General features: G+C 68.9%; 18 protein-coding genes. 12 read left to right on the top strand and 6 right to left on the bottom strand.

The window, feature by feature from the left end:
* Positions 1-3 precede the first annotated feature (3 nt).
* The 6 genes from ACXJLH_RS16985 (at position 4) to clsB (ending at position 6,138) form a co-directional block, all read left to right on the top strand.
* Positions 4-684 (top strand): DUF502 domain-containing protein, encoded by a 681-nt coding sequence (locus ACXJLH_RS16985; RefSeq protein ID WP_056204058.1) that lies wholly within the window; start codon positions 4-6, stop codon positions 682-684.
* An 87-nt stretch (positions 685-771) separates the two neighbouring features.
* Positions 772-2,565, top strand: coding sequence for an aspartate--tRNA ligase (aspS, locus tag ACXJLH_RS16980; protein WP_457445437.1), 1,794 nt, complete (start codon positions 772-774; stop codon positions 2,563-2,565).
* A 143-nt stretch (positions 2,566-2,708) separates the two neighbouring features.
* Complete coding sequence (locus ACXJLH_RS16975; protein ID WP_457321859.1) at positions 2,709-3,503, top strand: CsgG/HfaB family protein; 795 nt, start codon at positions 2,709-2,711, stop codon at positions 3,501-3,503.
* Between the two features lie 34 nt (positions 3,504-3,537).
* Positions 3,538-4,008: a dihydroneopterin triphosphate diphosphatase gene (gene nudB / locus ACXJLH_RS16970; RefSeq protein WP_457321861.1), complete on the top strand. Its 471-nt coding sequence runs from the start codon at positions 3,538-3,540 to the stop codon at positions 4,006-4,008.
* Between the two features lie 79 nt (positions 4,009-4,087).
* Positions 4,088-4,879 (top strand): endonuclease/exonuclease/phosphatase family protein, encoded by a 792-nt coding sequence (locus ACXJLH_RS16965; RefSeq protein WP_056204046.1) that lies wholly within the window; start codon positions 4,088-4,090, stop codon positions 4,877-4,879.
* Entirely contained in the window at positions 4,876-6,138 is a 1,263-nt protein-coding gene (gene clsB, locus ACXJLH_RS16960) for a cardiolipin synthase ClsB (protein ID WP_457445435.1), read from the top strand. Before ACXJLH_RS16965 ends, clsB begins: the two co-directional genes overlap by 4 nt.
* On the opposite strand, the gene hutH is transcribed toward clsB, so the two are convergent.
* The gene (gene hutH, locus ACXJLH_RS16955) at positions 6,132-7,637 is read right to left on the bottom strand and encodes a histidine ammonia-lyase (protein WP_457445433.1); all 1,506 of its coding nucleotides are present in this window, start codon (positions 7,635-7,637) and stop codon (positions 6,132-6,134) included. The genes clsB and hutH overlap by 7 nt on opposite strands.
* An 8-nt stretch (positions 7,638-7,645) precedes the next feature.
* Positions 7,646-9,322 carry a urocanate hydratase gene (gene hutU, locus ACXJLH_RS16950; protein WP_457445432.1) on the bottom strand — a complete coding sequence of 559 codons (1,677 nt, stop codon included), beginning with the start codon at positions 9,320-9,322 and terminating at the stop codon, positions 7,646-7,648.
* A 67-nt stretch (positions 9,323-9,389) separates the two neighbouring features.
* Here hutU and hutC point away from each other — a divergent pair, with 67 nt between their 5' ends.
* The 6 genes from hutC to ACXJLH_RS16920 all read left to right on the top strand — a co-directional run bounded on the left by hutC (position 9,390) and on the right by ACXJLH_RS16920 (position 15,788).
* Entirely contained in the window at positions 9,390-10,109 is a 720-nt protein-coding gene (gene hutC, locus ACXJLH_RS16945) for a histidine utilization repressor (protein WP_457445430.1), read from the top strand.
* 69 nt (positions 10,110-10,178) lie between these two features.
* Positions 10,179-10,718: a HutD/Ves family protein gene (locus tag ACXJLH_RS16940; protein ID WP_056204036.1), complete on the top strand. Its 540-nt coding sequence runs from the start codon at positions 10,179-10,181 to the stop codon at positions 10,716-10,718.
* Positions 10,715-11,902, top strand: coding sequence for an imidazolonepropionase (gene hutI / locus ACXJLH_RS16935; protein ID WP_056204033.1), 1,188 nt, complete (start codon positions 10,715-10,717; stop codon positions 11,900-11,902). Before ACXJLH_RS16940 ends, hutI begins: the two co-directional genes overlap by 4 nt.
* Positions 11,899-12,699: an N-formylglutamate deformylase gene (gene hutG / locus ACXJLH_RS16930; protein ID WP_457445428.1), complete on the top strand. Its 801-nt coding sequence runs from the start codon at positions 11,899-11,901 to the stop codon at positions 12,697-12,699. The genes hutI and hutG overlap by 4 nt, the downstream gene beginning before the upstream one ends.
* Positions 12,687-14,084: a formimidoylglutamate deiminase gene (hutF, locus tag ACXJLH_RS16925; protein ID WP_056204028.1), complete on the top strand. Its 1,398-nt coding sequence runs from the start codon at positions 12,687-12,689 to the stop codon at positions 14,082-14,084. Before hutG ends, hutF begins: the two co-directional genes overlap by 13 nt.
* Before the next feature lie 150 nt (positions 14,085-14,234).
* A complete protein-coding gene (locus ACXJLH_RS16920) occupies positions 14,235-15,788 on the top strand; it encodes a methyl-accepting chemotaxis protein (RefSeq protein WP_056204025.1) in 1,554 nt (517 codons plus the stop codon).
* On the opposite strand, the gene ACXJLH_RS16915 is transcribed toward ACXJLH_RS16920, so the two are convergent.
* The 4 genes from ACXJLH_RS16915 to ACXJLH_RS16900 form a co-directional block, all read right to left on the bottom strand.
* Entirely contained in the window at positions 15,775-18,873 is a 3,099-nt protein-coding gene (locus ACXJLH_RS16915; RefSeq protein ID WP_457445426.1) for an efflux RND transporter permease subunit, read from the bottom strand. The two genes, ACXJLH_RS16920 and ACXJLH_RS16915, sit on opposite strands and share 14 nt — an antisense overlap.
* Before the next feature lie 12 nt (positions 18,874-18,885).
* Positions 18,886-19,974, bottom strand: coding sequence for an efflux RND transporter periplasmic adaptor subunit (locus ACXJLH_RS16910; RefSeq protein WP_457445424.1), 1,089 nt, complete (start codon positions 19,972-19,974; stop codon positions 18,886-18,888).
* 5 nt (positions 19,975-19,979) lie between these two features.
* The gene (locus tag ACXJLH_RS16905) at positions 19,980-21,431 is read right to left on the bottom strand and encodes an efflux transporter outer membrane subunit (protein WP_457445422.1); all 1,452 of its coding nucleotides are present in this window, start codon (positions 21,429-21,431) and stop codon (positions 19,980-19,982) included.
* Positions 21,432-21,586: 155 nt separating this feature from the next.
* Entirely contained in the window at positions 21,587-22,243 is a 657-nt protein-coding gene (locus ACXJLH_RS16900; RefSeq protein WP_457445420.1) for a TetR/AcrR family transcriptional regulator, read from the bottom strand.
* Positions 22,244-22,399: the final 156 nt, after the last annotated feature.

The following is a 22,399-nucleotide window of genomic DNA, read 5'->3' as shown; positions in this document are numbered from 1 at the left end:
TTCGTGGGCGCTTCCTTACGCAAATACCTCGTTGCCGGCCTGCTGGTCTGGCTGCCGCTGGCCATCACGATCTGGGTGCTGGCCCAGGTGCTGGACGTCGTCAACGGCGTCTTCGGGTCCATGCTGGCCGCGCTGGCCCTGATCATGCCGGCCTCGCTGCGCGAGGCCATCCTTGAGCTGCGCCATGTGCCCGGCCTGGGGCTGGTGATCCTGGTCGGTGGCCTGTTGGCCACCGGCGTCCTCGTTGCCAACATCTTCGGCCAATGGCTGCTGACGCAATGGGACCGGCTGATGTCCCACATCCCCATCGTCAAGAGCATCTACAGCTCGGTCAAGCAGGTGTCGGACACGCTGTTCTCCAGCAGCGGCAACGCCTTTCGCGAAGCCGTCCTCGTGCAGTACCCGCGTGCCGGTAGCTGGACCATCGCCTTCGTGACCGGCACGCCCAGCGGCGAGGTGGCCTGCCATCTGGAGGACGAGCACGTCAGCATCTACGTGCCCACCACGCCCAACCCGACCTCGGGCTTCTTCCTCATCGTGCCCAGGTCGGACGTGAAGCCCCTGCACATGACGGTGGACGAGGCGCTGAAATACATCATCTCCATGGGCACCGTGGCGCCGCTGCCCCATCCCGTGGACCTCGGCGCCATCGCCGACGAGGCGGCGCGAAACCAGCCGGGTTGAACGCCCCGGCAGGCGTTCAATCCTGAGAGCCGAGCGAGCTCGCCAGCGCCCCAAGAACACCCCCTGAAAAGAATTCGGAGAAATCCCATGCGTACCTGCTATGCCGGCCAAGTCAGCGAAAAGCTGCTCGACCAGACCGTGACCCTGATGGGCTGGGCCCATCGCCGCCGTGACCATGGCGGCGTCATCTTCATCGACCTGCGCGACCGCGAAGGGCTGGTCCAGATCGTCTGCGACCCCGACCGCGCCGACAGCTTCAAGATTGCCGAGGACGTCCGCAGCGAGTTCTGCCTCAAGATCGTCGGCAAGGTGCGCGCCCGCCCGGCCGGCACCGAGAACGCCAACCTCGTCAGCGGCAAGATCGAAGTGCTCTGCCACGAGATCGAGGTGCTGAACCCGTCGGTGCCCATCCCCTTCCAGATCGACGAGGACAACCTCAGCGAGACGACCCGCCTCACGCACCGCGTGCTGGACCTGCGCCGCCCCTACATGCAGAACAACCTGATGCTGCGCTACCGCGTTGCGATGGAAGTCCGCAAGTTCCTGGACGAGCACGGCTTCGTCGACATCGAGACGCCGATGCTGACCAAGAGCACCCCGGAAGGCGCGCGCGACTACCTCGTGCCCAGCCGCGTGCATGACGGCCACTTCTTCGCGCTGCCGCAGTCGCCCCAGCTGTTCAAGCAGCTGCTGATGGTGTCGGGGTTCGACCGCTACTACCAGATCACCAAGTGCTTCCGTGACGAGGACCTGCGCGCCGACCGCCAGCCCGAGTTCACGCAGATCGATATCGAGACCTCCTTCCTGACCGAGGAAGAGATCCGCTCGATGTTCGAGGGCATGATCCGCCACGTCTTCCGCAAGAACCTCAACGTCGAGCTGGGCGACTACCCGGTCATGAAGTACGCGGAAGCCATGCACCGCTTCGGCTCCGACAAGCCGGACCTGCGCGTCAAGCTCGAGTTCACCGAGCTGACCGACGCCATGACGACGGTGGACTTCAAGGTGTTCAGCGGCCCGGCCACCACGCCGGGTGGTCGCGTCGTCGCGCTGCGCGTGCCCAAGGGCGCGTCCATGAGCCGCGGCGAGATCGACGCCTACACCGAGTTCGTCAAGATCTACGGCGCCAAGGGCCTGGCCTGGGTCAAGGTCAACGAAGTGGCCAAGGGCCGCGAAGGCCTGCAGTCGCCCATCGTCAAGAACCTGCACGACGACGCCGTCGCCGAGATCCTGAAGCGCACCGGCGCCCAGGACGGCGACCTGTTGTTCTTCGGCGCCGACAAGGCCAAGATCGTCAACGACGCCATCGGTGCGCTGCGCCTGAAGGTCGGCCACAGCGAGTTCGGCAAGGCCAACGGCCTGTTCAACGACGTCTGGGCGCCGCTGTGGGTCGTCGACTTCCCGATGTTCGAGCACGACGAGGAGAACAACCGCTGGGCGGCCGTTCACCACCCGTTCACGGCACCCAAGGACGGCCACGAGGACCTGATGACGTCGGACCCGGGCAAGTGCATCGCCAAGGCTTACGACATGGTGCTCAACGGCTGGGAGCTGGGCGGCGGCTCGGTGCGTATCCACCGTGCCGAGGTGCAGGCCAAGGTCTTCGAGGCGCTCAACATCAGCGCGGAAGACCAGCGCATCAAGTTCGGTTTCCTGCTGGACGCGCTGCAGTACGGTGCGCCCCCGCACGGCGGCCTGGCTTTCGGCCTGGACCGCATCGTCACGATGATGACCAAGGCCGAGTCCATCCGCGACGTCATCGCCTTCCCCAAGACCCAGCGCGCGCAGTGCCTGCTGACCGGCGCGCCGTCGCTGGTGGACGAAAAGCAGCTGCGCGAGCTGCACATCCGCCTGCGCAATTCGGCGGCTGCGGCGCAGTAAGCCCGCACGGCTCCGGCACCAAAAGCCTCGCGGTCGCGAGGCTTTTTTCTTGATGGCGCCCCCGCAGGCCCGGGGGAGAGGGCGTCCGGCCGTCCCGCTTTCCTGGGACGGGTCGGCGTGAGGGGCAAGGCAGACTCCCGCCGATGAACATCCGTCCCTTGCTCGCTCTTCCCGTTGTCGCGCTGCTGCTCGTCGGCTGCGGCAAATCGTCTACCACGCTGGGCGACGGCGGCTCGGTCATCAGCGGCTCGGCCGGCCCGGCCGGCGCCCACAAGGCCAGCCGCGAGCTCGTCAAATGTGATGCACCCGTTGCGACGCTGGCCCTGGTCGAGAACCCCAACGGCTATGCCTACTCCAGCAGCTACCAGCTGCCGTCCAGCCCCGTGCCCCTGGTGCGCCTGCTGGCCCAGCAGAGCGGCTGCTTCCGGGTTGTCGACCGCGCCGCCGGCCTCAAGGCGACCGTGCGCGAGCAGGAACTCAAGGAAGCCGGCATCCTGCGCCAGCAGGGCAACACGGTGAGCAAGGGCAAGGGCTATGAGGCCCAGTACAGCCTGACACCCAGCCTCACCTTCAGCGAGCAGGACGCGGGCCGCCAGATCGGCGGCATCCTGCAGGCCATTCCCTATCTGAACAAGCTCGTCGGCGCGGCCGAGCAGGTCAAGCTCAAGCAGGCCCAGGCAGCCCTGCTGCTGACCGATAACGAGACCACCGAGCAGGTCGCTGCGTCCACCGGTTCGGTCGAGGTGGCCGACCTGGGCGTCGGCGGCGCCGTGCTGGGCAAGCTCGGTGGCGCGGCCGGCGCGGGCTGGAGCAATTCCAACGAAGGCAAGGTCATCGCTGCGGCCTTCCTGGACGCCCACAACCAGCTCGTCGCCCAGGTGCGCGAGCTGCAGGCCAAGGAGCTGCCGCCCGAGGTGGCGCGGCGCAAGAAGACCTGATTCTTCATGGGCTTGCCGGCGCTATGCTGGCCGCATGCCCCCGGCCAAGCCCTTCAAGATCCCCGAGTCCGTCCTCGTCGTCATCCACACGCCGGACCTGCAGGTCCTGCTCATCGAGCGCGCTGACCATCCCGGCTACTGGCAGAGCGTCACGGGCTCCAAGGACACTCCCGACGAGGCGCCCGCGGAGACCGCACGCCGAGAGGTGCTGGAGGAAACGGGCTTCGACATCGCCGCATTGGGCGGTGAGCTGCGCGACTGGCATCTCGCCAATGTTTACGAGATTTACCCTCACTGGCGCCATCGCTACGCCCCGGGCGTCACACGCAATACCGAACACGTCTTCGGCCTACAACTGCCTGAGGCGTTGACGCCGGTACTGGCTCCGCGCGAGCATCTATCGTGGCTCTGGCTGCCCTGGCATGAGGCGGCCGACCGCTGCTTCTCACCATCCAACGCCGAAGCCGTGCTGCAACTGCCCCGCTTCAGCGCCGCAATCTTATGAAGCCCCCACGCTCACTCCGTTCGCTGCCCCCCGAGGGGGCGCTCAGCGGCATCGGGCGGCCGTACGCCGCTGAGATGCCATGAGATCCGTCGCCCGCCCCACCCCTCACCCGCCCGGCGAAGTGCTGCGCGTGGCCACCTACAACATCCACAAGGGCGTGCGCGGCCTCGGGCCGGCCAAGCGCCTGGAGATCCATAACCTGCAGATGGGTGTGGAGGCCATGGACGCCGACCTCGTCTGCCTGCAGGAGGTGCGTCTCTTCCATCACCGCGAAGCCGCTTACTTCGACCGCACCTGGTTCGGTTGGCCCGAGAAGGGCCAGGCCGAGTTCCTCGCCCCCGAAGGCTATGAGGTGGCCTACCGTACCAATGCAACGACCAAGTTCGGCGAGCATGGCAACGCGCTGCTGTCGCGCTGGCCCATGGGCGACATCGGCCACCACGACGTGTCGGACCACTCCCTGGAGCAACGGGGCCTGCTGCATGTGCCGGTGCATTGGCATGGCACGGTCGTGCACGTCGTCGTCGCGCATTTCGGGTTGATTCATTCCAGCCGCATGCGCCAGGTCGACCGCCTCGCCAGCTTTGTGCGCGACAACGTACCCGAGGGCGCGCCGTTCCTTGTTGCCGGCGACTACAACGACTGGGGTGAGCGTTTGGACACGCCCATGCGTGCCCACGGCCTGCGTCGCGCGACGGCGCCGCACGGGCGGACTCGGGCCCCCACCTTTCCATCGCGCCTGCCCGTGTTCGCGCTGGACCGCGTCTACATGCGTGGCCTGCGCTGCACCGGCGTTCAGGTGCCGCGCGGCCCGAGCTGGTCGCGCATGTCAGACCACCTGCCGCTGATTGTGGAGCTGGCCCTCGAATGAGGCGCCTGGGGTCTAGGCGGCGCCGACGCCACCAGGCCGCCGACCCCGGCTTCGTCGGTGGCAACGAGGTCGAACTGCTGCGCGGCGGCGAGCAGCTTTTCCCGCGCATGCATGCAGCCATCCACGGCGCGAGCCGCGAGGTCTGGCTGGCGACCTATATCTTTCATCACGACGCCACCTCGCTGGCCCTGGCCGATGCCTTGATTGCGGCGGATCAGCGTGGCGTGCGCGTGCGCCTCGTCGTCGATGGCTTCGGCAGCAACGCCAGCATCAGGACGCTGCGCGAGCGCTTTGCCGGCAGCGGCGTGGCCCTGGCGGTGTTCCGGCCCATGGATCGCTGGTGGCGCTGGTTCCAGCCGGGCCAGTTGCGCCGCCTGCACCAGAAGCTTTGCGTTGTCGATGGCGAGCAGGCCTTCGTCGGCGGCATCAACGTCATCGATGATCGCCTGGACATGCACCATGGCGTCACCGAGCTGCCGCGGCTGGACTTCGCCGTGCAGGTGAGTGGCGGCCTCGTTGACCTGGTCGCGCAGAGCGTGCGTTCGATCTGGTCACGCGCCTGGCTGGGCCGGGAGTTCGACGATGCGCTTATCGACTACGTGCCGTTGCGGCGCCGTTTCGGCCTCTGGGTGACTCAGCTCTGGCGTGGGCCGCAGCGGCTGGGCGAGCCGGTGTCGCATCTGCAACCGGTCCTCGCCGCCTTCGTGCTGCGCGACAACCTGCGCCGGCGCCGCACCATCGAGCATGCCTATGCCGATGCCATCACCGACGCCCGCGAGAGCGTCGACGTGGTCTGCCCTTATTTCTATCCCGGTCAACGCATTCGCCATGCCCTGCGCCGCGCCGCTGACCGCGGCGTGCGCGTGCGCCTGCTCCTGCAAGGCAAGCTGGATTACCGGATCGCGGGCTGGGCTGCCGAAGCGCTGTATGCGGACCTGCTCGGCCATGGCGTCGAGATCTACGAGTACACGCCAGCCTTCCTGCATGCCAAGGTCGCCGTCGTCGACGGCCAGTGGGCCACGGTCGGCAGCTCCAACATCGACCCGCTGTCACTGCTGGTCAACCTGGAGGCCAACGTCGTCGTGCAGGACGCCGGCTTCGCGGTTCAACTCGCCAGCGAGATCGAGGCCGCCATCGCGGTCTCGCAGCGCGTCGGCGAGCGTGCCGGTACCGGCCTGCGCGCCTTGCTGCACAAGGCCGTCGTCGTGTGGTTTGCCTACGTGTTCTTGCGCGTCGCAGGCGCGGCGGGGCGCTACTGAGCGAAACCCGGCGCGTGCTCGGCCTTGAGCGCTCCGGCCTGCACCAATGCGGCCGCGCGCTCGATGTCCGGCGCCAGGTAGTGATCGGCCGGGCTGCTGGCGCAGTCGGCGCGCAGCCGCGTGTGCAGGGCCTCCACCGGCGCCGAACTCTGCAGCGGACGCAGGAAGTCGATGCCCTGGGCCGCCGCCAGCAGCTCAATGGCAACGATGTGGGCCGTGTTGTCGATCATGGCGTGCAGGCGGCGCGCGGCAAAGGTGGCCATCGACACGTGATCCTCCTGGTTGGCGCTGGTCGGCAGGCTGTCCACGCTGGCCGGGTGGGCCAGGCTCTTGTTCTCGCTGGCCAGGGCCGCGGCCGTCACGTGGGCGATCATGAAGCCGCTGTGCAGGCCGGCGTCGGCCGTCAGGAAGGGCGGCAGGCGCGAGATGGCCGGGTCGATCAGCATGGCAATGCGGCGCTCGGCGATGGCGCCCACCTCGGCGATGGCCAGGGCCAGGTTGTCGGCCGCGAAGGCCACCGGCTCGGCGTGGAAGTTGCCGCCCGAGATCATCACGTCGTCGAACACCAGCGGGTTGTCGGTGACGGCATTGGCCTCGCGCACCAGCACGCCGGCGGTGTGGCGGGCCTGGTCCAGGCAGGCGCCCATGACCTGAGGCTGGCAGCGCAGGCAGTACGGGTCCTGCACGCGCTCGTCGCCCTCGCGGTGCGACTGGCGGATGGCGCTGCCGGCGAGCAGCTCGCGGTAGACGCCGGCGACCTCGATCTGGCCCGGCTGGCCGCGCACCTCGTGGATGCGGGCGTCGAAGGGGCCGTCACTGCCGCGTGCCGCGTCCAGCGTCATCGCGCCGCTGGCCAGGGCCGTGGCGAACAGGCCCTCGAAGCGCAGCAGCGCGTGCAGGGCCAGGGCCGTGCTGGCCTGCGTGCCGTTGATGAGGGCCAGGCCCTCCTTGGCGGCCAACGTCAGTGGTCGCAGCTCCAGGCGGGCCAGTTCGTCGCGCGCCGGAATGCGTTTGCCGGCCACCAGCGCCTCGCCTTCTCCCATCAGCGCGAGTGTGAGGTGAGCCAGTGGCGCCAGGTCTCCACTGGCGCCCACCGATCCCTGGCAGGGCACATAGGGGACGAAGCCGGCGCTGAGCGCATCCAGTAGGGATTGCACGACCTCGCGGCGTACGCCGGAGAAGCCCCGCGCCAGGCTGCCCGCCTTGGTGGCCAGCATCAGGCGCACGACCTCGGGCGACATCGGCGCGCCGACGCCCACCGCGTGGCTGCGGATCAGGTTGAGCTGCAGTGCCGCGAGCTGGTCCTTGGCAATGCGCGTGCTCGCCAGCTTGCCGAATCCTGTGTTGACGCCATAGACGGGCGCATCGCCCGCGGCGGCGGCAGCGACCAGGGCGGCGCTCTTGTCGACGGCACGCCAGTCGTCGAGCTGCAGCGCAGCGCGGCCGGCGGCGATGTCGGCGAGTTGATCGAGCGTCAGTTGTCCGGGGATGAGTTTCATAGAAGACTTCACAGGGAAGGCAGGTTCAGTTCGTTCTTCTTCGCGCAGTCGACGGCGGTGTCGTAGCCCGCGTCGGCGTGGCGCATGACGCCGGTGGCCGGGTCGTTCCACAGCACGCGCGAAATGCGCTTCGCGGCCGCGTCGGTGCCATCGCAGACGATGACGACGCCGGAATGCTGCGAGTAGCCCATGCCCACGCCGCCACCGTGGTGCAGCGACACCCAGGTGGCGCCGCCAGCCGTGTTCAGCAGTGCGTTCAGCAACGGCCAGTCGGATACGGCGTCCGAGCCGTCCTTCATGCCTTCGGTCTCGCGGTTGGGGCTGGCGACGGAGCCGCTGTCCAGGTGGTCGCGGCCGATGACGATGGGCGCCTTCAGCTCGCCGCTCTTGACCATCTCGTTGAAGGCCAGGCCCGCGAGGTGGCGCTCGCCCAGCCCCAACCAGCAGATGCGCGCGGGCAGACCCTGGAAGGCGATGCGCTCGGCGGCCATGTCCAGCCAGCGGTGCAGGGCTTCATGCTGGGGAAACAACTCCTTCAGCTTGGCGTCGGTCTTGCGAATGTCCTCGGGGTCGCCCGACAGCGCCACCCAGCGGAACGGGCCTTTGCCCTCGCAGAACAGCGGCCGCACATAGGCGGGCACGAAGCCGGGGAAGTCGAAGGCGTTGGCCACGCCCTGGTCCAGCGCGACCTGGCGGATGTTGTTGCCGTAGTCCACCGTCGGGATGCCCAGTTGCTGGAAGGCCAGCATGCCCTTCACATGGTCGGCGCAGCTCTTGGCGGCAGCCGCCTTCAGCTCGGCGTGCTGGGCCGGGTCGGCTGCTGCGGCCTTCCACTGCTCCACGCTCCAGCCGGCCGGCAGATAGCCGTGGATGAGGTCGTGCGCCGAGGTCTGGTCGGTGACCAGATCGGGCCTGATGGCCGTGCCCTGCTTGCAGCGCTCGGCAAGCTGCGGGATCAGCCGCGCCGCGTTGCCCAGCAGCGCGATGGACTTGGCCTCGCCGGAGGCCGTGTACTTGGCGATGCGGTCCAGCGCGTCGTCCAGATCAAACGCCTGCTCGTCGACATAACGGGTCTTCAGGCGGAAGTCGATGCGCGACTGCTGGCATTCGATGTTCAGCGAGCAGAAGCCCGCGAAGGTGGCGGCCAGCGGTTGGGCGCCGCCCATGCCGCCCAGGCCCGCCGTCAGCACCCAGCGGCCCTTGGCCACGCCGCCGTAATGCTGGCGCGCGGCCTCGGCAAAGGTCTCGTAGGTGCCCTGCACGATGCCCTGGCTGCCGATGTAGATCCAGCTGCCAGCCGTCATCTGGCCGTACATCATCAGGCCCTTGCGATCCAGCTCGTGGAAGTGCTCCCACGTGGCCCAGGCCGGTACGAGGTTGGAGTTGGCCAGCAGCACCCGCGGCGCGTCCGGGTGGGTGCGGAACACGCCGACCGGCTTGCCGGACTGGATCAGCAGCGTCTCGTCGTCGTTGAGTTCGCGCAGCGACTTGCAGATCGCGTCGAACGCCTCCCAGTTGCGCGCCGCCTTGCCGATGCCGCCGTAGACCACCAGCGCGTCCGGGTTCTCGGCCACGGCGGGGTCGAGGTTGTTTTGCAGCATGCGGTAGGCAGCCTCGGTCAGCCAGCTCTTGCAGCTGAGCTGGGTGCCGGTGGGCGCTTTGACAGGGCGGGGCAGGGCTGGCATCGGGTACTCCTGAAAGTGCCGCGAACTCTAGTTGTCTATACAAGTCAAGTCAACTAGGATGGCGCCCATGCCCAGAAGCCCGGCCAGCCCCGAACCCCAGTACCTCAAGGTCAAGAACCATCTGCGCGAAGGCATCGCCAGCAGCCACTGGGTGGCCGGCGATCTGCTGCCCAGCGAAGGCGCTCTTGTCGCCCAGTTCGAAGTCAGCCGCATGACGGTGAACCGGGCGTTGCGCGAGCTGGTGCAGGAAGGGCTGATCGAGCGCGTCCAGGGCGTGGGCAGCTTCGTCGCCCAGCTGCATCGCATCTCGTCGACGCTGAATGTGCGTGACGTGCATGAGGAGATCCTCGAGCGCGGCGGCATGCACGAAGCGCGCGTGCATGCGCTGTTGAAGGGCAAGGCGACGCCGCAGCAGGCGGCCGAGCTCGGCCTCAAGCGTGGTGCGCCCATCTTCCTCAGCCTCATCGTGCACCTGGAGAACGGCATGGCCATCCAGTGCGAGGAGCGTGCCGTCAACCCGGCCAGTGCGCCCGACTATCTTTCACAGGATTTCACGCGCATCACGCCGACGCATTACCTGCTGGAGGTGGCGCCGCTGTCCGAAGCGCGCTACATGATCGAGGCGGCCCTGCCCGGCGAGGTTGAAGCCAAGCTGCTCGGCATCAACCGCCGCGCCCCCTGCCTGGTCGTCAAACGCATCACTTACAGCCGCGGTGTTGCCGTAACCAGCGTGAAACTGACCCACCCCGGAGCACGTTACCAATTGCAAGGGAGCTTCGCGGCATGAGCTGCGCCGCACAGAGCTGCGGAAAATGCTCCACTCCCGTGAGGCGGGCTTGAGCGCAAGGAAAAGAACATGAGTTGGAGCAGGGTCAGCGCGGCCGACGTGCAGCCGCAGGCCTGGAAAAACACGGGCGGCACCACGCGCGAGCTGCTCGCCTGGCCGCACGCCCATGACTGGGCAGTCCGCGTCAGCGTCGCGCGCGTCGAGCGTGACGGGCCGTTCTCGGCCTTCCCCGGCGTGCACCGCTGGCTGGCCGTCATCGGCGGCGCGGGCCTGCGCCTGTTCGACTGGCCGCAGAGCATCGGCGACGAGCCGCTGCGTTTCGACGGTGGCCTCGCCCCCGAGGCCGAGCTCATCAAGGGTGAGACCGATGTCTTCAACGTGATGGAGAGGCGCGGCAACCTGGAGGTCGAGTCGGCCCACCATGTGCTGTTGCCCAAGACGCCTTGGGTGGGCCTGTTCACCGTCAACGGCGGCCTGCTCGAGCATGGCCACCGCGCGATGCCGATGGCGCCGTTGACACTGGCCTGGTGTGAGGACCCGGTGGCGCAGAGCTGCGTTTTCACGGGCGAGGGCAATGCCTGGTGGTTGACCTGGGGCCCCGATACATGAAGCTATGGCGCGGCGGGGTTCTTGCGACGCTGGCCGGCGAGCATGGCTGGGGCCTGATCGACGACGGCGCTCTGTTGGTCGAGGACGGCCTGCTGCGCTGGGTCGGCCCGAGCGCCGAGGCTCCTGCGGCCGAGCAGACCATCGAACTGCATGGTGCCCTTGTCACGCCGGGGCTGGTGGACTGCCACACCCATCTCGTCTACGGCGGCAGCCGCGCCAACGAGTTCGAGCAGCGGCTGCATGGCGCGAGCTATGCCGACATCGCCAAGGCTGGTGGCGGCATCCGCTCCACGGTCGCGGCGACACGTGCGGCGAGCGAGGCCGAGCTGTTGGCCGCCGCCCGCAAGCGCGCCCAGGCCCTCATCCGCGAGGGCGTCACAACGCTGGAGGTCAAGTCCGGCTATGGGCTGGACGCCGCCACCGAGGCGCGCATGCTGCGCGTCGCGCGCCAGCTCCAAGGCCTGGGCATTGACGTGCGCACGACCTATCTCGCCGCCCATGCCCTGCCGCCCGAGTTCGCAGATGCCGACGACTACATCGCCGCTGCCTGCCTGTGGCTGCCCGACCTGTATGAGGCCGGCCTCGTCGATGCGGTCGACGCCTTCTGCGAGCACATCGCCTTCAGCCCGGCCCAGGTCGCGCGCGTGTTCGACGCAGCGCAGCGGCTGAACCTGCCGGTCAAGCTGCACGCCGAGCAGCTCAGTGACCAGGGCGGCACCCAGCTCGCGGCCCGTTACCGAGCACTGAGCTGCGACCACCTTGAGTTCCTCAGCCCGGCCGGTGTTCGGGCCATGGCCGAGGCGGGCACCGTCGCGGTGCTGCTGCCCGGCGCCTTCTATGCGTTGCGCGAAACCCAGCTGCCGCCGATTGCCGCGCTGCGCGAGGCCGGCGTGCCCATTGCCATCGCCACCGACCACAACCCTGGCAGCTCGCCGACGCTGTCGCCGCTGCTGATGTTGAACATGGCCTGCGTGCTGTTCCGCCTGACACCCGAGGAGGCGCTGCGCGGCCTGACCGTCAACGGCGCCCGTGCCTTGGGCCTGACCGACCGCGGTCAGCTCGTGGCTGGCCAGCGCGCCGACTTCTGTGTCTGGGATAGCGCGCACCCCCGCGAGCTGGCAGCATGCTTTGGGCATAACCCGCTGAAAGAACGGGTCTTCCAAGGAAATCAGGGAGGGTCATGAGCGTCTATCGCCTGCAGCAGGGCCGCGCGCCGCTGTTGATCAGCCTGCCGCATGTCGGCACGGAGATTCCGCCCGAGCTGGCCAAGCGCCTGGTGCCGCGCGCCCTGGCCAGCGAGGACAGCGACTGGCACCTGGAGCGCCTTTACGGCCCGCTGGCATCAGCGCTGGGCGCCAGCCTCATCGTGCCGCGCTACAGCCGCTACGTCATCGACCTGAACCGGCCACCCGACGATCAGCCTCTCTATCCCGGCGCTTCGGGAGGCACCGGCCTGGTGCCGACCCGTTTCTTCACCGATGACCCTCTTTACGTCGACGGCACCGAGCCGGACGCCATCGAGATCGCCGCGCGCCGCGAGGCTTATTGGCAGCCGTATCACGAGGCGCTGGCGGCGGAGCTGACACGCCTGCGCGCCGAACACGGCCATGCATTGCTCTTTGACGGCCACAGCATCCGCTCCGAGCTGCCCTGGCTGTTCGAGGGCCGGTTGCCGGCCCTCAACCTCGGTACGGCCGATGGCGCTTCCTGCGCGCCGGCCATCACCGACCGCCTGGCCGCGCTGCTGGCCAGCCAGCGGCAATTCAGCCAGGTCGTCAACGGCCGCTTCAAGGGCGGCTACATCACTCGCCACTATGGCCGCCCGGGCGACGGGGTGCACGCGGTTCAGCTGGAGATGTGCCAGCGTTGCTACATGAACGAGGCAGCGCAGCCCTCGGGTGCCTACGACAACGCCCTGGCGACTGACGTGGCGCCGTTGATCGAAAAGATGTTGAAAGAGATGCTCGCATGGCAGCCTTGAAGCGACTGCACGCCAGCCTGGCCTGGGTGGATGGCCGTTGGCAGCGCGACGTGCTGCTCAGCGTCGACGCGAATGGCCATTGGTCGGAGATTACGGTCAACCTGTCGGCACCGCCAGACGCGGAGAAGCTCGGCGGCCCGGTCATCCCCAGCCTCGTCAATGCCCACAGCCACGCCTTCCAGCGTGCTTTCGTCGGGCTGGCCGAGCGCCGCGACGCCGGGCAGGACGACTTCTGGAGTTGGCGCGACCGCATGTATGCCCTGGCCCTGCGCATCTCGCCCGAGCAGCTGCGCGCGGTCGCCAGCCAGCTCTATGCCGAAATGCTTCGCGGTGGCTACACCCAGGTCTGCGAGTTCCATTACCTGCACCACCCCGCGCAAGGCCAGCACTTCGAAGACGAATTGGCGATGGCCTGGGCCTTGGCCGAGGCGGCCGAGGACGTCGGCATCGGCCTGACGCTGCTGCCGGTCGTCTACACGCGCAGCGGTTTCGGTGTGAATGCGTCGAACACGGACCTGAGACCCGACCAGCACCGCTTTGCCGCCGATGCCGACTGGGTCTGGCGCGCCAGCCAGCGCGTCTTGGCCGCCGGCCTGCCGCGCGTGAATGCCGGCGTGGCCTTGCATTCGCTGCGCGGCGCCTCGCCGCGCGACATCGCCCGCCTGCGGGATCTGGCCGGCGCGGCCGACCTGCCCATCCACATCCACGTGGCCGAGCAGACGGCCGAGGTGGCCGACTGCCTCGCTGCGACCGGCCGCCGCCCCATCCAGTGGTTGGCGGACGAGGGTCATCTGGATCCGCGCTGGCAGCTGGTCCATGCCACCCATGCTGAACCGGCCGAGATCGAGTCCGTCGCCCGCAGCGGCGCCGGCATCGTCATCTGCCCCGGCACCGAAGCCAACCTGGGTGACGGCCTGGCCGACCTGCCGCGCTGGCTGGCGGGTGGGGTGCCGCTGACGGTGGGCTCGGACAGCCAGGTCACGCGCGGCTGGGTGGAGGAGCTGCGCTGGCTGGAGTACGGCCAGCGCCTGTCGCTGCGCCAGCGCAATGTCGCGTCCGCGCCCGGCAGCCAGCCGTCCAGCGCGGCCCGGCTCTTCGATGCTGCCGTCCAAGGTGGCGCCCGCGCTGCCGGTTTCGCGGCCTGGGGCCTGACGCCCGGCGCCCGCGCCGACGCCCTGGTGCTGAATCGCGACGCCGATGCGCTGCGTGGCCTGCCCGACGAAGCCTTGCTGGATGCTGTCGTCTTTGGCAGCAACGGCTCGCCCTGGCAGTCGGTCTGGGTGGCCGGCCGGGCCCGGCCGTGGCGGGCCCCCACCCGGGTGGGGGATGCCTTCGAGGCAGCCATGCGTGAGCTGTGGTCGCCTGACGCCACCCCGGGGGCTTGAGCCCCTTGGCGGCCGCCTGACAAAGGACTAGGCTCGCGCCACGACCTCTAATAAATCACGCCGCTGTGATCATTCCTGGGTCGACAGGCTGCGGCTGCGAGGGACGACGGTGCCGCCCGTTGCGGCTTGCGTTCGTGGTGAGGAGTGGCGATGAAGCTCAGCAATTTCACGATCAAGGCGCGGCTCTATGCACTGGCGGGCCTCGCCATCGCGGCGATGCTGGTGATCGGCCTGCACGGGCTGTGGAGCCTGTCGCTGGCCAAGGCGAAGTTCGTTCACTACCTCGACAACGACGTCGAGTCTCTGACTCAACTGGCCCACATACGCGCCGGCGTCGGCAACCTGCGGCGCTACGAGAAGGACTTGCTCATCAACCTTGCGGACGCCAAGGCCGTCGAGCGCTACCGCAAGGAATGGGGCGAAACCTATGAGAAGGTTTCTACCAGTCTGAACAAGGTCGCCAAGCTGGACATCGCGCCCGACGTCAAGCAGATGCCGGCCGAGCTCATCAAGCTGTTGCAGGACTACCGCAGCGGCTTCAACGGCATTGCCGAGCGCGTGGCCAAGGGCGAATTCAGCGACACCGCGGCGGCCAATCAGGCGATGGAGCCGATCAAGGGCACGGTGCGGTCGATGGACAAGTCGCTCGCCGAGATGACCGAGAAGGTCGACAAGCATTCGGCCGAGGAGGTTGCGGTGCTCGACCAGCAGGAGAAGGCCATCCGCATGGACCTGACGCTGGTCATCATTGGCGGTGTGCTGGTCATCGGCACCTACACCTTCTTCAACATCCGCTCCATCCTGGAGCCCCTGGCCCGCGCCATCCTCAGCGCCCAGCGCATTGCCGGTCGTGACCTGAGCCAGCCCGTGCGGGCCGAGGGCCGCGATGAGACCGCCGCGCTGATGCGCGGCGTGCAAGGCATGCAGGACTCGCTGGCCGAGGTTGTCACCGGCGTGCGCAGCAGCACCGACAGCATCGCCACCGCCTCACGCGAGGTGGCCATCGGCAGCCAGGATCTCAGCAACCGCACGGAGCAGGCCGCGTCCAACCTGCAGGAGACGGCCTCGGCAATGGAGGAGTTGACGGCCAGCGTCACGCACAACGCCGAATCCGCGCGCCAGGCCAACAAGCTGGCCACGGACGCCGCCGAGGTGGCGCGCCGCGGCGGCGCGGTGGTGGACGAGGTCGTGCAGACCATGGGCCGCATCAGTGCGTCGTCAACCAAGATCGGCGACATCATTTCCGTCATTGATGGCATCGCCTTCCAGACCAATATCCTGGCGCTGAACGCGGCCGTGGAAGCCGCGCGGGCGGGCGAGCAGGGCCGTGGCTTTGCCGTTGTTGCTGGCGAGGTGCGCACGCTGGCCCAGCGCTCGGCCGAGGCCGCCAAGGAGATCAAGGGCCTGATCCTCAGCAGCGGCGAGAGCGTGGACAGCGGCACCGCACTGGTGGCCCGCGCGGGCCAGACCATGCACGAGATCATTGACGCCATCGCGCGGGTCAGCTCCATCGTGTCAGAGATCAGCCTCGCCACCGGCGAGCAGAGCACCGGCATCGGCCAGATCGGCCAGGCCATCGCCAGCCTCGACCAGATGACGCAGCAAAACGCCGCGCTTGTCGAAGAATCCGCCGCGGCGGCCGCCAGCCTGCAGCAGCAGGCCGACGACTTATCTCAATCAGTGGCCGTGTTCAAGCTGAGCTGACGGCGCCTTCTTTTCCTTCCGGCTGCGCCTTTTTCTTTCGGCTGACGCGCTGAATGAAGTCGTCCACCACCTCGTAGAGCACCGGAATCACCAGCAGGCTCAGGAAGGTGCTGGTGATCAGTCCGCCGATGACGACGATGGCCATCGGCGCGCGGAAGCTCGGGTCGGTGCCGAAGCCCAGCGCGATGGGCATCATGCCTGCGCCCATGGCCAGCGTCGTCATGACGATGGGCCGGGCGCGCTTGTGGCAGGCATCCAGCAGCGCCTCCAGGCGCGTCAGCCCCTGCTCGCGCTGGGCGACGATGGCGTATTCCACCAGCAGGATGGAGTTCTTGGTCGCGATGCCCATCAGCATGATCATGCCGATCATGGCCGGCATCGACAGGTCGGTGCCGGTCACGAACAGCGCCAGGATGGCGCCCGGGATGGACAGCACCAGGGCGCCCAGGATGGTCACCGGCTGCACCCAGGCATGGAAGAGCAGCACCAGCACGATGTAGATGCAGGCCACGCCCGTGCCCATCGCCAGCGCAAAGCCCTGGCCCAGTTCGGCAAAGGCCTCGGCGTCACCGATCTCGGCCTTGCTCACGCCCGGTGGCAGGTTGGCGATGCTGGGCAGGGCCGCGGCGGCCGCCTGCACTTCGCTGAGCGGCATGCCGTTCAATTCGATCTCGAAGTTGACGTTGCGCAGGCGGTCGAAGCGGTCGATCTGGGCCGGCCCACTGGTCAGCGTCAGTTCGGCCACCTGCTGCAGCGGCACCGGGCCGTGTGTGCCGGGCACCGTCAGCTGGCCGAGCAGGGCCAGGTCGGCGCGCGCCGCGTCGGGCAGGCGCACGACGATGGGCACCTGGCGCTGGCTGAGGTTGAGCTTGGGCAGGAACTGGTCGTAGTCGCCGGCCGTGGCGATGCGCAGCGTGTCGGCAATCGCCGCGGTGGACACGCCCAGGTCGGCCGCGCGCGCCGCGTCGGGGCGCACGATGAGCTCGGGGCGTTGCAGGCTGGAGCTGCTCGTCACCTGGCCGATGCCGGGCAGGGCGCGCAGCTCCTTCTCGACCTTGGCCGCATGGGCCGCCAGCGCTTCGCCGTCCTCGCCGGCCAGCACGAGCTGGTATTTGTCGTTGGAGCCGCCGAAGGTCACCTTGATGCGGGCGCCGGCGATGTTCTCCAGCTTCTCGCGCAGTTCGCGCTCGATCTGCTGCTTGCTGATGCCGCGGCGCTCGTGGCGTGCCGTCAGGTTCAGCGTCAGCGTGGCCTTGCGGACCTCGGCCGCACCGCTCATCGCGAACGGGTCGCCCCCTGCGCTACCGCCGCCCACGGCCGTGTAGACCAGCCTGACCTGCTTGTGCGCGGCCGCGGCGGCGCGCGCCTGCTCGGCGATTGCCGCAGTCTGCTCATACGTGCTGCCCGGCGGCAGCTCGATGCTGATCTGCGTCTGGCTCAGGTCGTCCGGCGGGATGAAGGCGCCGGGGATGGCGCCCATGAACAGCGGCGTGCAGGCGGCCACGCCGAAGACCGCGGCGATGGCCAGGGTCTTGCCCTTGTGCGTGAAGGCCCAGCGCGCCCAGCCCAGGTAGGTCGCCATCCAGAACGGTTCCTTGTGAGCCTTCTTGGGCGCCTTCAGGATGTAGGCGGCCATCATCGGCGTCAGCATGCGGGCGACGACCAGCGAGAAGAACACGGCGATAGAGGCCGTCCAGCCGAACTGCACGAAGAATTTGCCGACCACGCCGCTCATGAAGGCGGTGGGCAGGAAGACGGCGATCAGCGTGAAGGTGGTGGCGATGACGGCGAGGCCGATCTCGTCCGCCGCCTCGCGAGCGGCTTCCAGCGGCGTCTTGCCCATCGTCAGATGGCGCATGATGTTCTCGATCTCGACGATGGCATCGTCCACCAGCACGCCGATGACGAGGGACAGCGACAGCAGCGTCACGACGTTCAGCGTGAAGCCCATCCAGTACATGATGAGGAAGGCCGGAATGGCCGACAGCGGCAGCGCCACGGCGCTCACAAACGTGGCGCGCCAGTCGCGCAGGAACAGGAAGACCACCAGCACGGCCAGCGCCGCGCCTTCCAGCAGCAGCTTCATGCTGCCGTCGTAGTTCTCGATGACGGGGTCGACGAAGTTGAAGGCCTCGGTGACGGTGATGTCGGGGTGGGCGGCCTTGAGTTCTTCCAGCGCGGCGCGGATGCGCTCGGCCACGTCGACCTCACCGGCCCCCTTGGCGCGCACGATCTCGAAGCCGACGACGGACTTGCCGTTCAGGAAGGCGCCGGCGCGTTTCTCGCCCAGGGTGTCGGTCACGGCAGCGACCTGGTCCAGCCGCACGTGGCGGCCGTCCGGCAGCGGGATGCTCAGCGCGGCCAGCTCGGCGGCCGTCTGCACGGTGGCGATGGTGCGCAGCGACTGCTCGGAGCCGCCCAGCGTCGCACGGCCGCCGGGAGCCTCCTGCTGCACCTGCTTCAACTGGCGCGACACATCGGCGGCGCTGACGCGCAGGGCCAGCAGGCGGCTGGGGTCGATCTCCACGCGCAGCTCGCGGCTGACGCCGCCGACGCGGGCCACCGAGCCCACGCCGCGCACCGACAGCATGCGCTTCGTGACCTGGTTGTCGACGAACCAGGACAGGGCCTCGTCGTCCATGCGATTGCTCGAGACCGTGTAGGTCAGGATGGGCATGCCCGACAGATTCATCTTGGTGATGACCGGGTCACGCAAATCGGCCGGCAGGTCGGCGCGCACCTTGGCGACGGCGTCGCGGGTGTCGTCCAGGGCTTCCTGCAGCGGCTTCTCGAGGCGGTACTCGACGGTGACGGTGGCGATGCCGTCCTGCACCTTGGTGTAGATGTGCTTGACGCCCTGGGCCGTGGCGACCGAGTTCTCGATCTTGCGGGCGACCTCGGTTTCCATCTGCGCGGGTGCTGCGCCTGGCAGCGAGGCGCTGACGACGATGGTGGGCAGTTCGATGTCGGGGAACTGCTGGATCTTCATCTGCTTGAAGCCGTAGAGCCCGGCCGCCGTCAGCATGATGAAGAACATGATGGCCGGCACCGGGTTGGCGATGGACCAGCGGGAGACGTTGAACATGGTGGCGTCTCCTTACTGCGCCACGCGAACCGTGTCACCGTCTGCGAGGAAGCCCACGCCAGACTCGACGACGGCCGCTCCTGCGGCGAGACCTGACTTGACCTCGACGCGGTTGCCCTCGCGGCGGCCGAGCTGCACCTTCTGCTCGCGCACCTTGCTGCCGTCGAGGCGGAAGACATAGCTGAAGCCATCGCGCAGCAGCACCGCCGTCTGCGGCAGCGTCAGTCCCTGGCTCTCGCCGAGCACGAAGTCGCCGCGGGCGAACAGGCCAGCACGCAAAGCCTCGCCGGCCTTCAGGTCCACATAGACCAGGCCGTTGCGGGTCTGCGGGTCGATCTGCGGCGCGACGCGGCGGACGCGGCCTTCCACGGCCTGAGCGCCGCTGGGCTGCACACGCACCGTCTGGCCGACCTTGAGCTGGGCCAGCTCGGCGCCGGGCACCTCTGCGCGCCATTCCAGGCGGCCCTGGCGTTGCAGGCGGAACAGTTCCTGGCCCGGCTGCACCAGGGCGCCGGGCGTGGCGATGCGGGCGTTGATGACGCCGTCATCGGGCGCCGTGATCTGCGTGTACGACAGGCGCAGCTGGTCGGCCTGCACGCGCGCCCTGGCCGCAGCCACGCGGGCCTGCGCGGCCGCGTCGGCTGCCAGGGCCTGGTCGATGGCCTGGGGCGACAGCGCCTCGCTGCCCTGCAGCGTTTTCACGCGCTCGGCGGTCTGATGCGCCTCACGCGCCGAGGCCTCGGCCTCCAGCAGCGCGGCCTTGCTGGCGGCGAGATCCGTCTCCAGCGTGCCGGGGCTCAAGCGGGCCAGCAACTGGCCCTTCTTGACGCGGTCGCCCACGTCGACCAGCAGCGCAGCCAGGCGCTGGCCGCCGATCTCGGCGCCGATGACGACCTCCTGCCAGGCGGCGATGGAGCCGGTGCCGGCGAGGGTCTGAGGCCAGGTGCCGGCCTGGGCGACGACGCGCTTGACGGTCAGCGCCGCCTTGGGCGCCGCGCTGGCGGCGTCGGCGGCGAAGGCGGGGCTGGACAGGGCAGCGACAAAGGCCGCCGCAAGGGCGACGGTGAGTGCGGTGGTCAGGAAAGGAATGCGGATCTTCATGGCGTTCAGCGCGCGGAGGCGGTGTTCGTGTTCGTCGTGGGGGCGTCGGCGGTCCAGCCGCCACCCAGGCTGCGGTAAAGGCGGATCCAGGCCAGCGCGTGCTCGGCGCGCACGCTGAGCACGGCGTCGTAGGCGACCAGCGCGTTGCGGAAAGTGGTGTTGCGCTGCACGCCGCTCTGCAGGCCGGCCTGGGCCTGGGAGAAGGAACGCAGGGCGATGCCCTCCCATTCACGCTTGACGGCATCGATCTCGCGCTCTCGCTCGGCGCCGGCGGCCACGCGTTGCAGGGCCTCCTCCACCTCGGCGACGGCCGTCTGCCAACGGGCTTGCAGGGCCGCGGCGGCTTCGTCGGCGGCGGCCTGCGCGCCCTCGGCGCGGGCCTTGCGCTGGCCCCCGTCGAACAAGGGCAGGCTCAACGATGGGCCGACGGCCCACATCGAAGCGCTGCTGCTGGCACCGCCGACGCGCAGCCGCGACTCGCCGGCCAGGGCGCCGAGGCTGAGCTGCGGCCAGCGCTGGGCCTCGACGCTGCGCTGCTGCTGGGTGGCGGCCAGCCAGCGCTGGTGGGCGGCGGCGACGTCGGGGCGCTGGGCCAGCAACTGGGCGGGCAGGGCGCTGACGTCAAAGCCCGGCGCCTTGGGCTGGCTGCGGCGCAGCTCGAACTTTTCGTCGGCGATGGCCGGCGGCGCCAGCTCCTTGGCCAGGGCCTGGGCCTGCTCGCCGCACAGCAGGGCCAGGCTCTGCAGCGCGATCTGGGCCTCGGCCCGCCACTGGCTGCGAGCGGCGGAGGCCGCGGCGCGTTCGGTGTTCAGGATGGCCGCGTCGCTGGCGCTCATCAGGCCGGCCTTCTGCTGCTCGCGCGCCCAGCCGGCAATCTGTTCGGCAAACCGGGTGTCCAGCGCCGTGGATTCCTCGTGGCCCTGGGCCAGGCGCAGTTGCACATAGGCCTGGGCCACGTCCGCAGCGAGGCTGACGCGTGCGGCATGCCAGTCCGACGTCGCGGCCTGGGCCTGCAGGTTCTCCGCGGCAGCGGCGGCGCGCTGGCCGCCGAAGAGGTCGATCTCCCAGCTCGCGTTGAACTGGGCGCTGCCCTGGCTGCTGATGCCGGGGACGGCGTTGAGGTTGCGACCGCGCTGGACCTGGGCATTGGCCGTCAGCTGGGGCAGCAGGGCGGCACGGGCCTGGGTGGCGCTGGCCTCGGCCTGGCGGCGGCGGGCGGCGGCCTGGGCCAGCGTCGGGCTGCCGCTCTCGGCGCGCTCGATGAGGCGGGCCAGCTGCGGGTCCTCGAAGGCCGCCCACCATTGGGTCAGTGCCGCCGTACTGCCGCCGTGGGGCAGCGGCGAGCGCCAGGCGGCGGGGATGGCCGTGGCGGCCGGCGGCGTCGCGGTGGGCGCCGTCATGCAGGCGCTCAGCAGGGCCAGCAGAGGGGCGGCGAGGATTTTTCTTGGGGGGATCATTTCAGTTGTCCATTGCGTGTTCGCGGTACCTGAAGAGGGGGTATTCCGGGCCGAGCGCTGGGCCGCTCCCGAGCCGGCCCGCGCTGGCGATGTGCTCGCGGCTCAACGCCGCGGGCATCGCCGTCCCCAGGGGGGACCGGTCAGACGCACCGCGTTCAGCGGTGTGCGGCTGGACGAGGGGCTTCATGTTTGGCGCGTTCGTAGGCGACGAGGGCGCAGCCCCAGTCGGCGAGGCGGGCGCAGGTGTGCTCGAGCAGGGGGTCGTCGGCCAGCAGTTCGGGGTGGAAGGCGTCCAGCATGGGTCGGGTCATGGAGTAGTCGTGAGCCATGGCCTGCAGGCCCATGGCGAGCTGGTGGATGGCGGCCGTCGGCTCGTCCAGGCCGGCGTGGCGGGCCAGCAGGCGGGCGAAGCGGTCGAAGATGGGCCCGACTTCCTGCGCCACCGTCTGCATGAAGATCGGGCTGGGCGCCTGCATCTCGCGGAAGAACATCTGGGCGCTGCAGGCGCCATCGTCGAACAGGAAGGGCTGCAGGAAGCGGCGGATGGACTCGTGCAGGTCCAGCCCCGGGTCATCGAAACCGGTGAGCTGTTGCTGCAACTCTTGCACCGGCAGGCGCAGCACCTCGCGGTAGAGGCCGTCCTTGTCAACGAAGTGATAGTGGATGGCACCCGGGTTGACGCCCGCGGCGGCGCAGATCTCCCGCGTCGGCACGGCGTCGAAGCCGCGTTCGCCGAACAGGCGCATGGCCTCCCGCAGCAGGCGCTCGCGCGGCGGCAAGGGTGCGGACGAGGGGGGATTCACAGCACGCATGGGGCTGGACTGTAAAGCCAACCAAGCGCTTGCTTGGTCGCGTTTTGTATCGTTTCTTATCGACTGGCGACTGACGGCGCGCCAAGCAAGGCATCAGATGGGCTCCGCCGGCAGGGGGTGCTTCCGGCACGGGAACGGTCTTTGCCGGCCTGCACA

The organism is Roseateles sp. P5_E4 (genome assembly GCF_054049255.1).
Note: the sequence above shows the minus strand (reverse complement) of the source record. Positions and strands in the feature narration are given on the sequence as shown.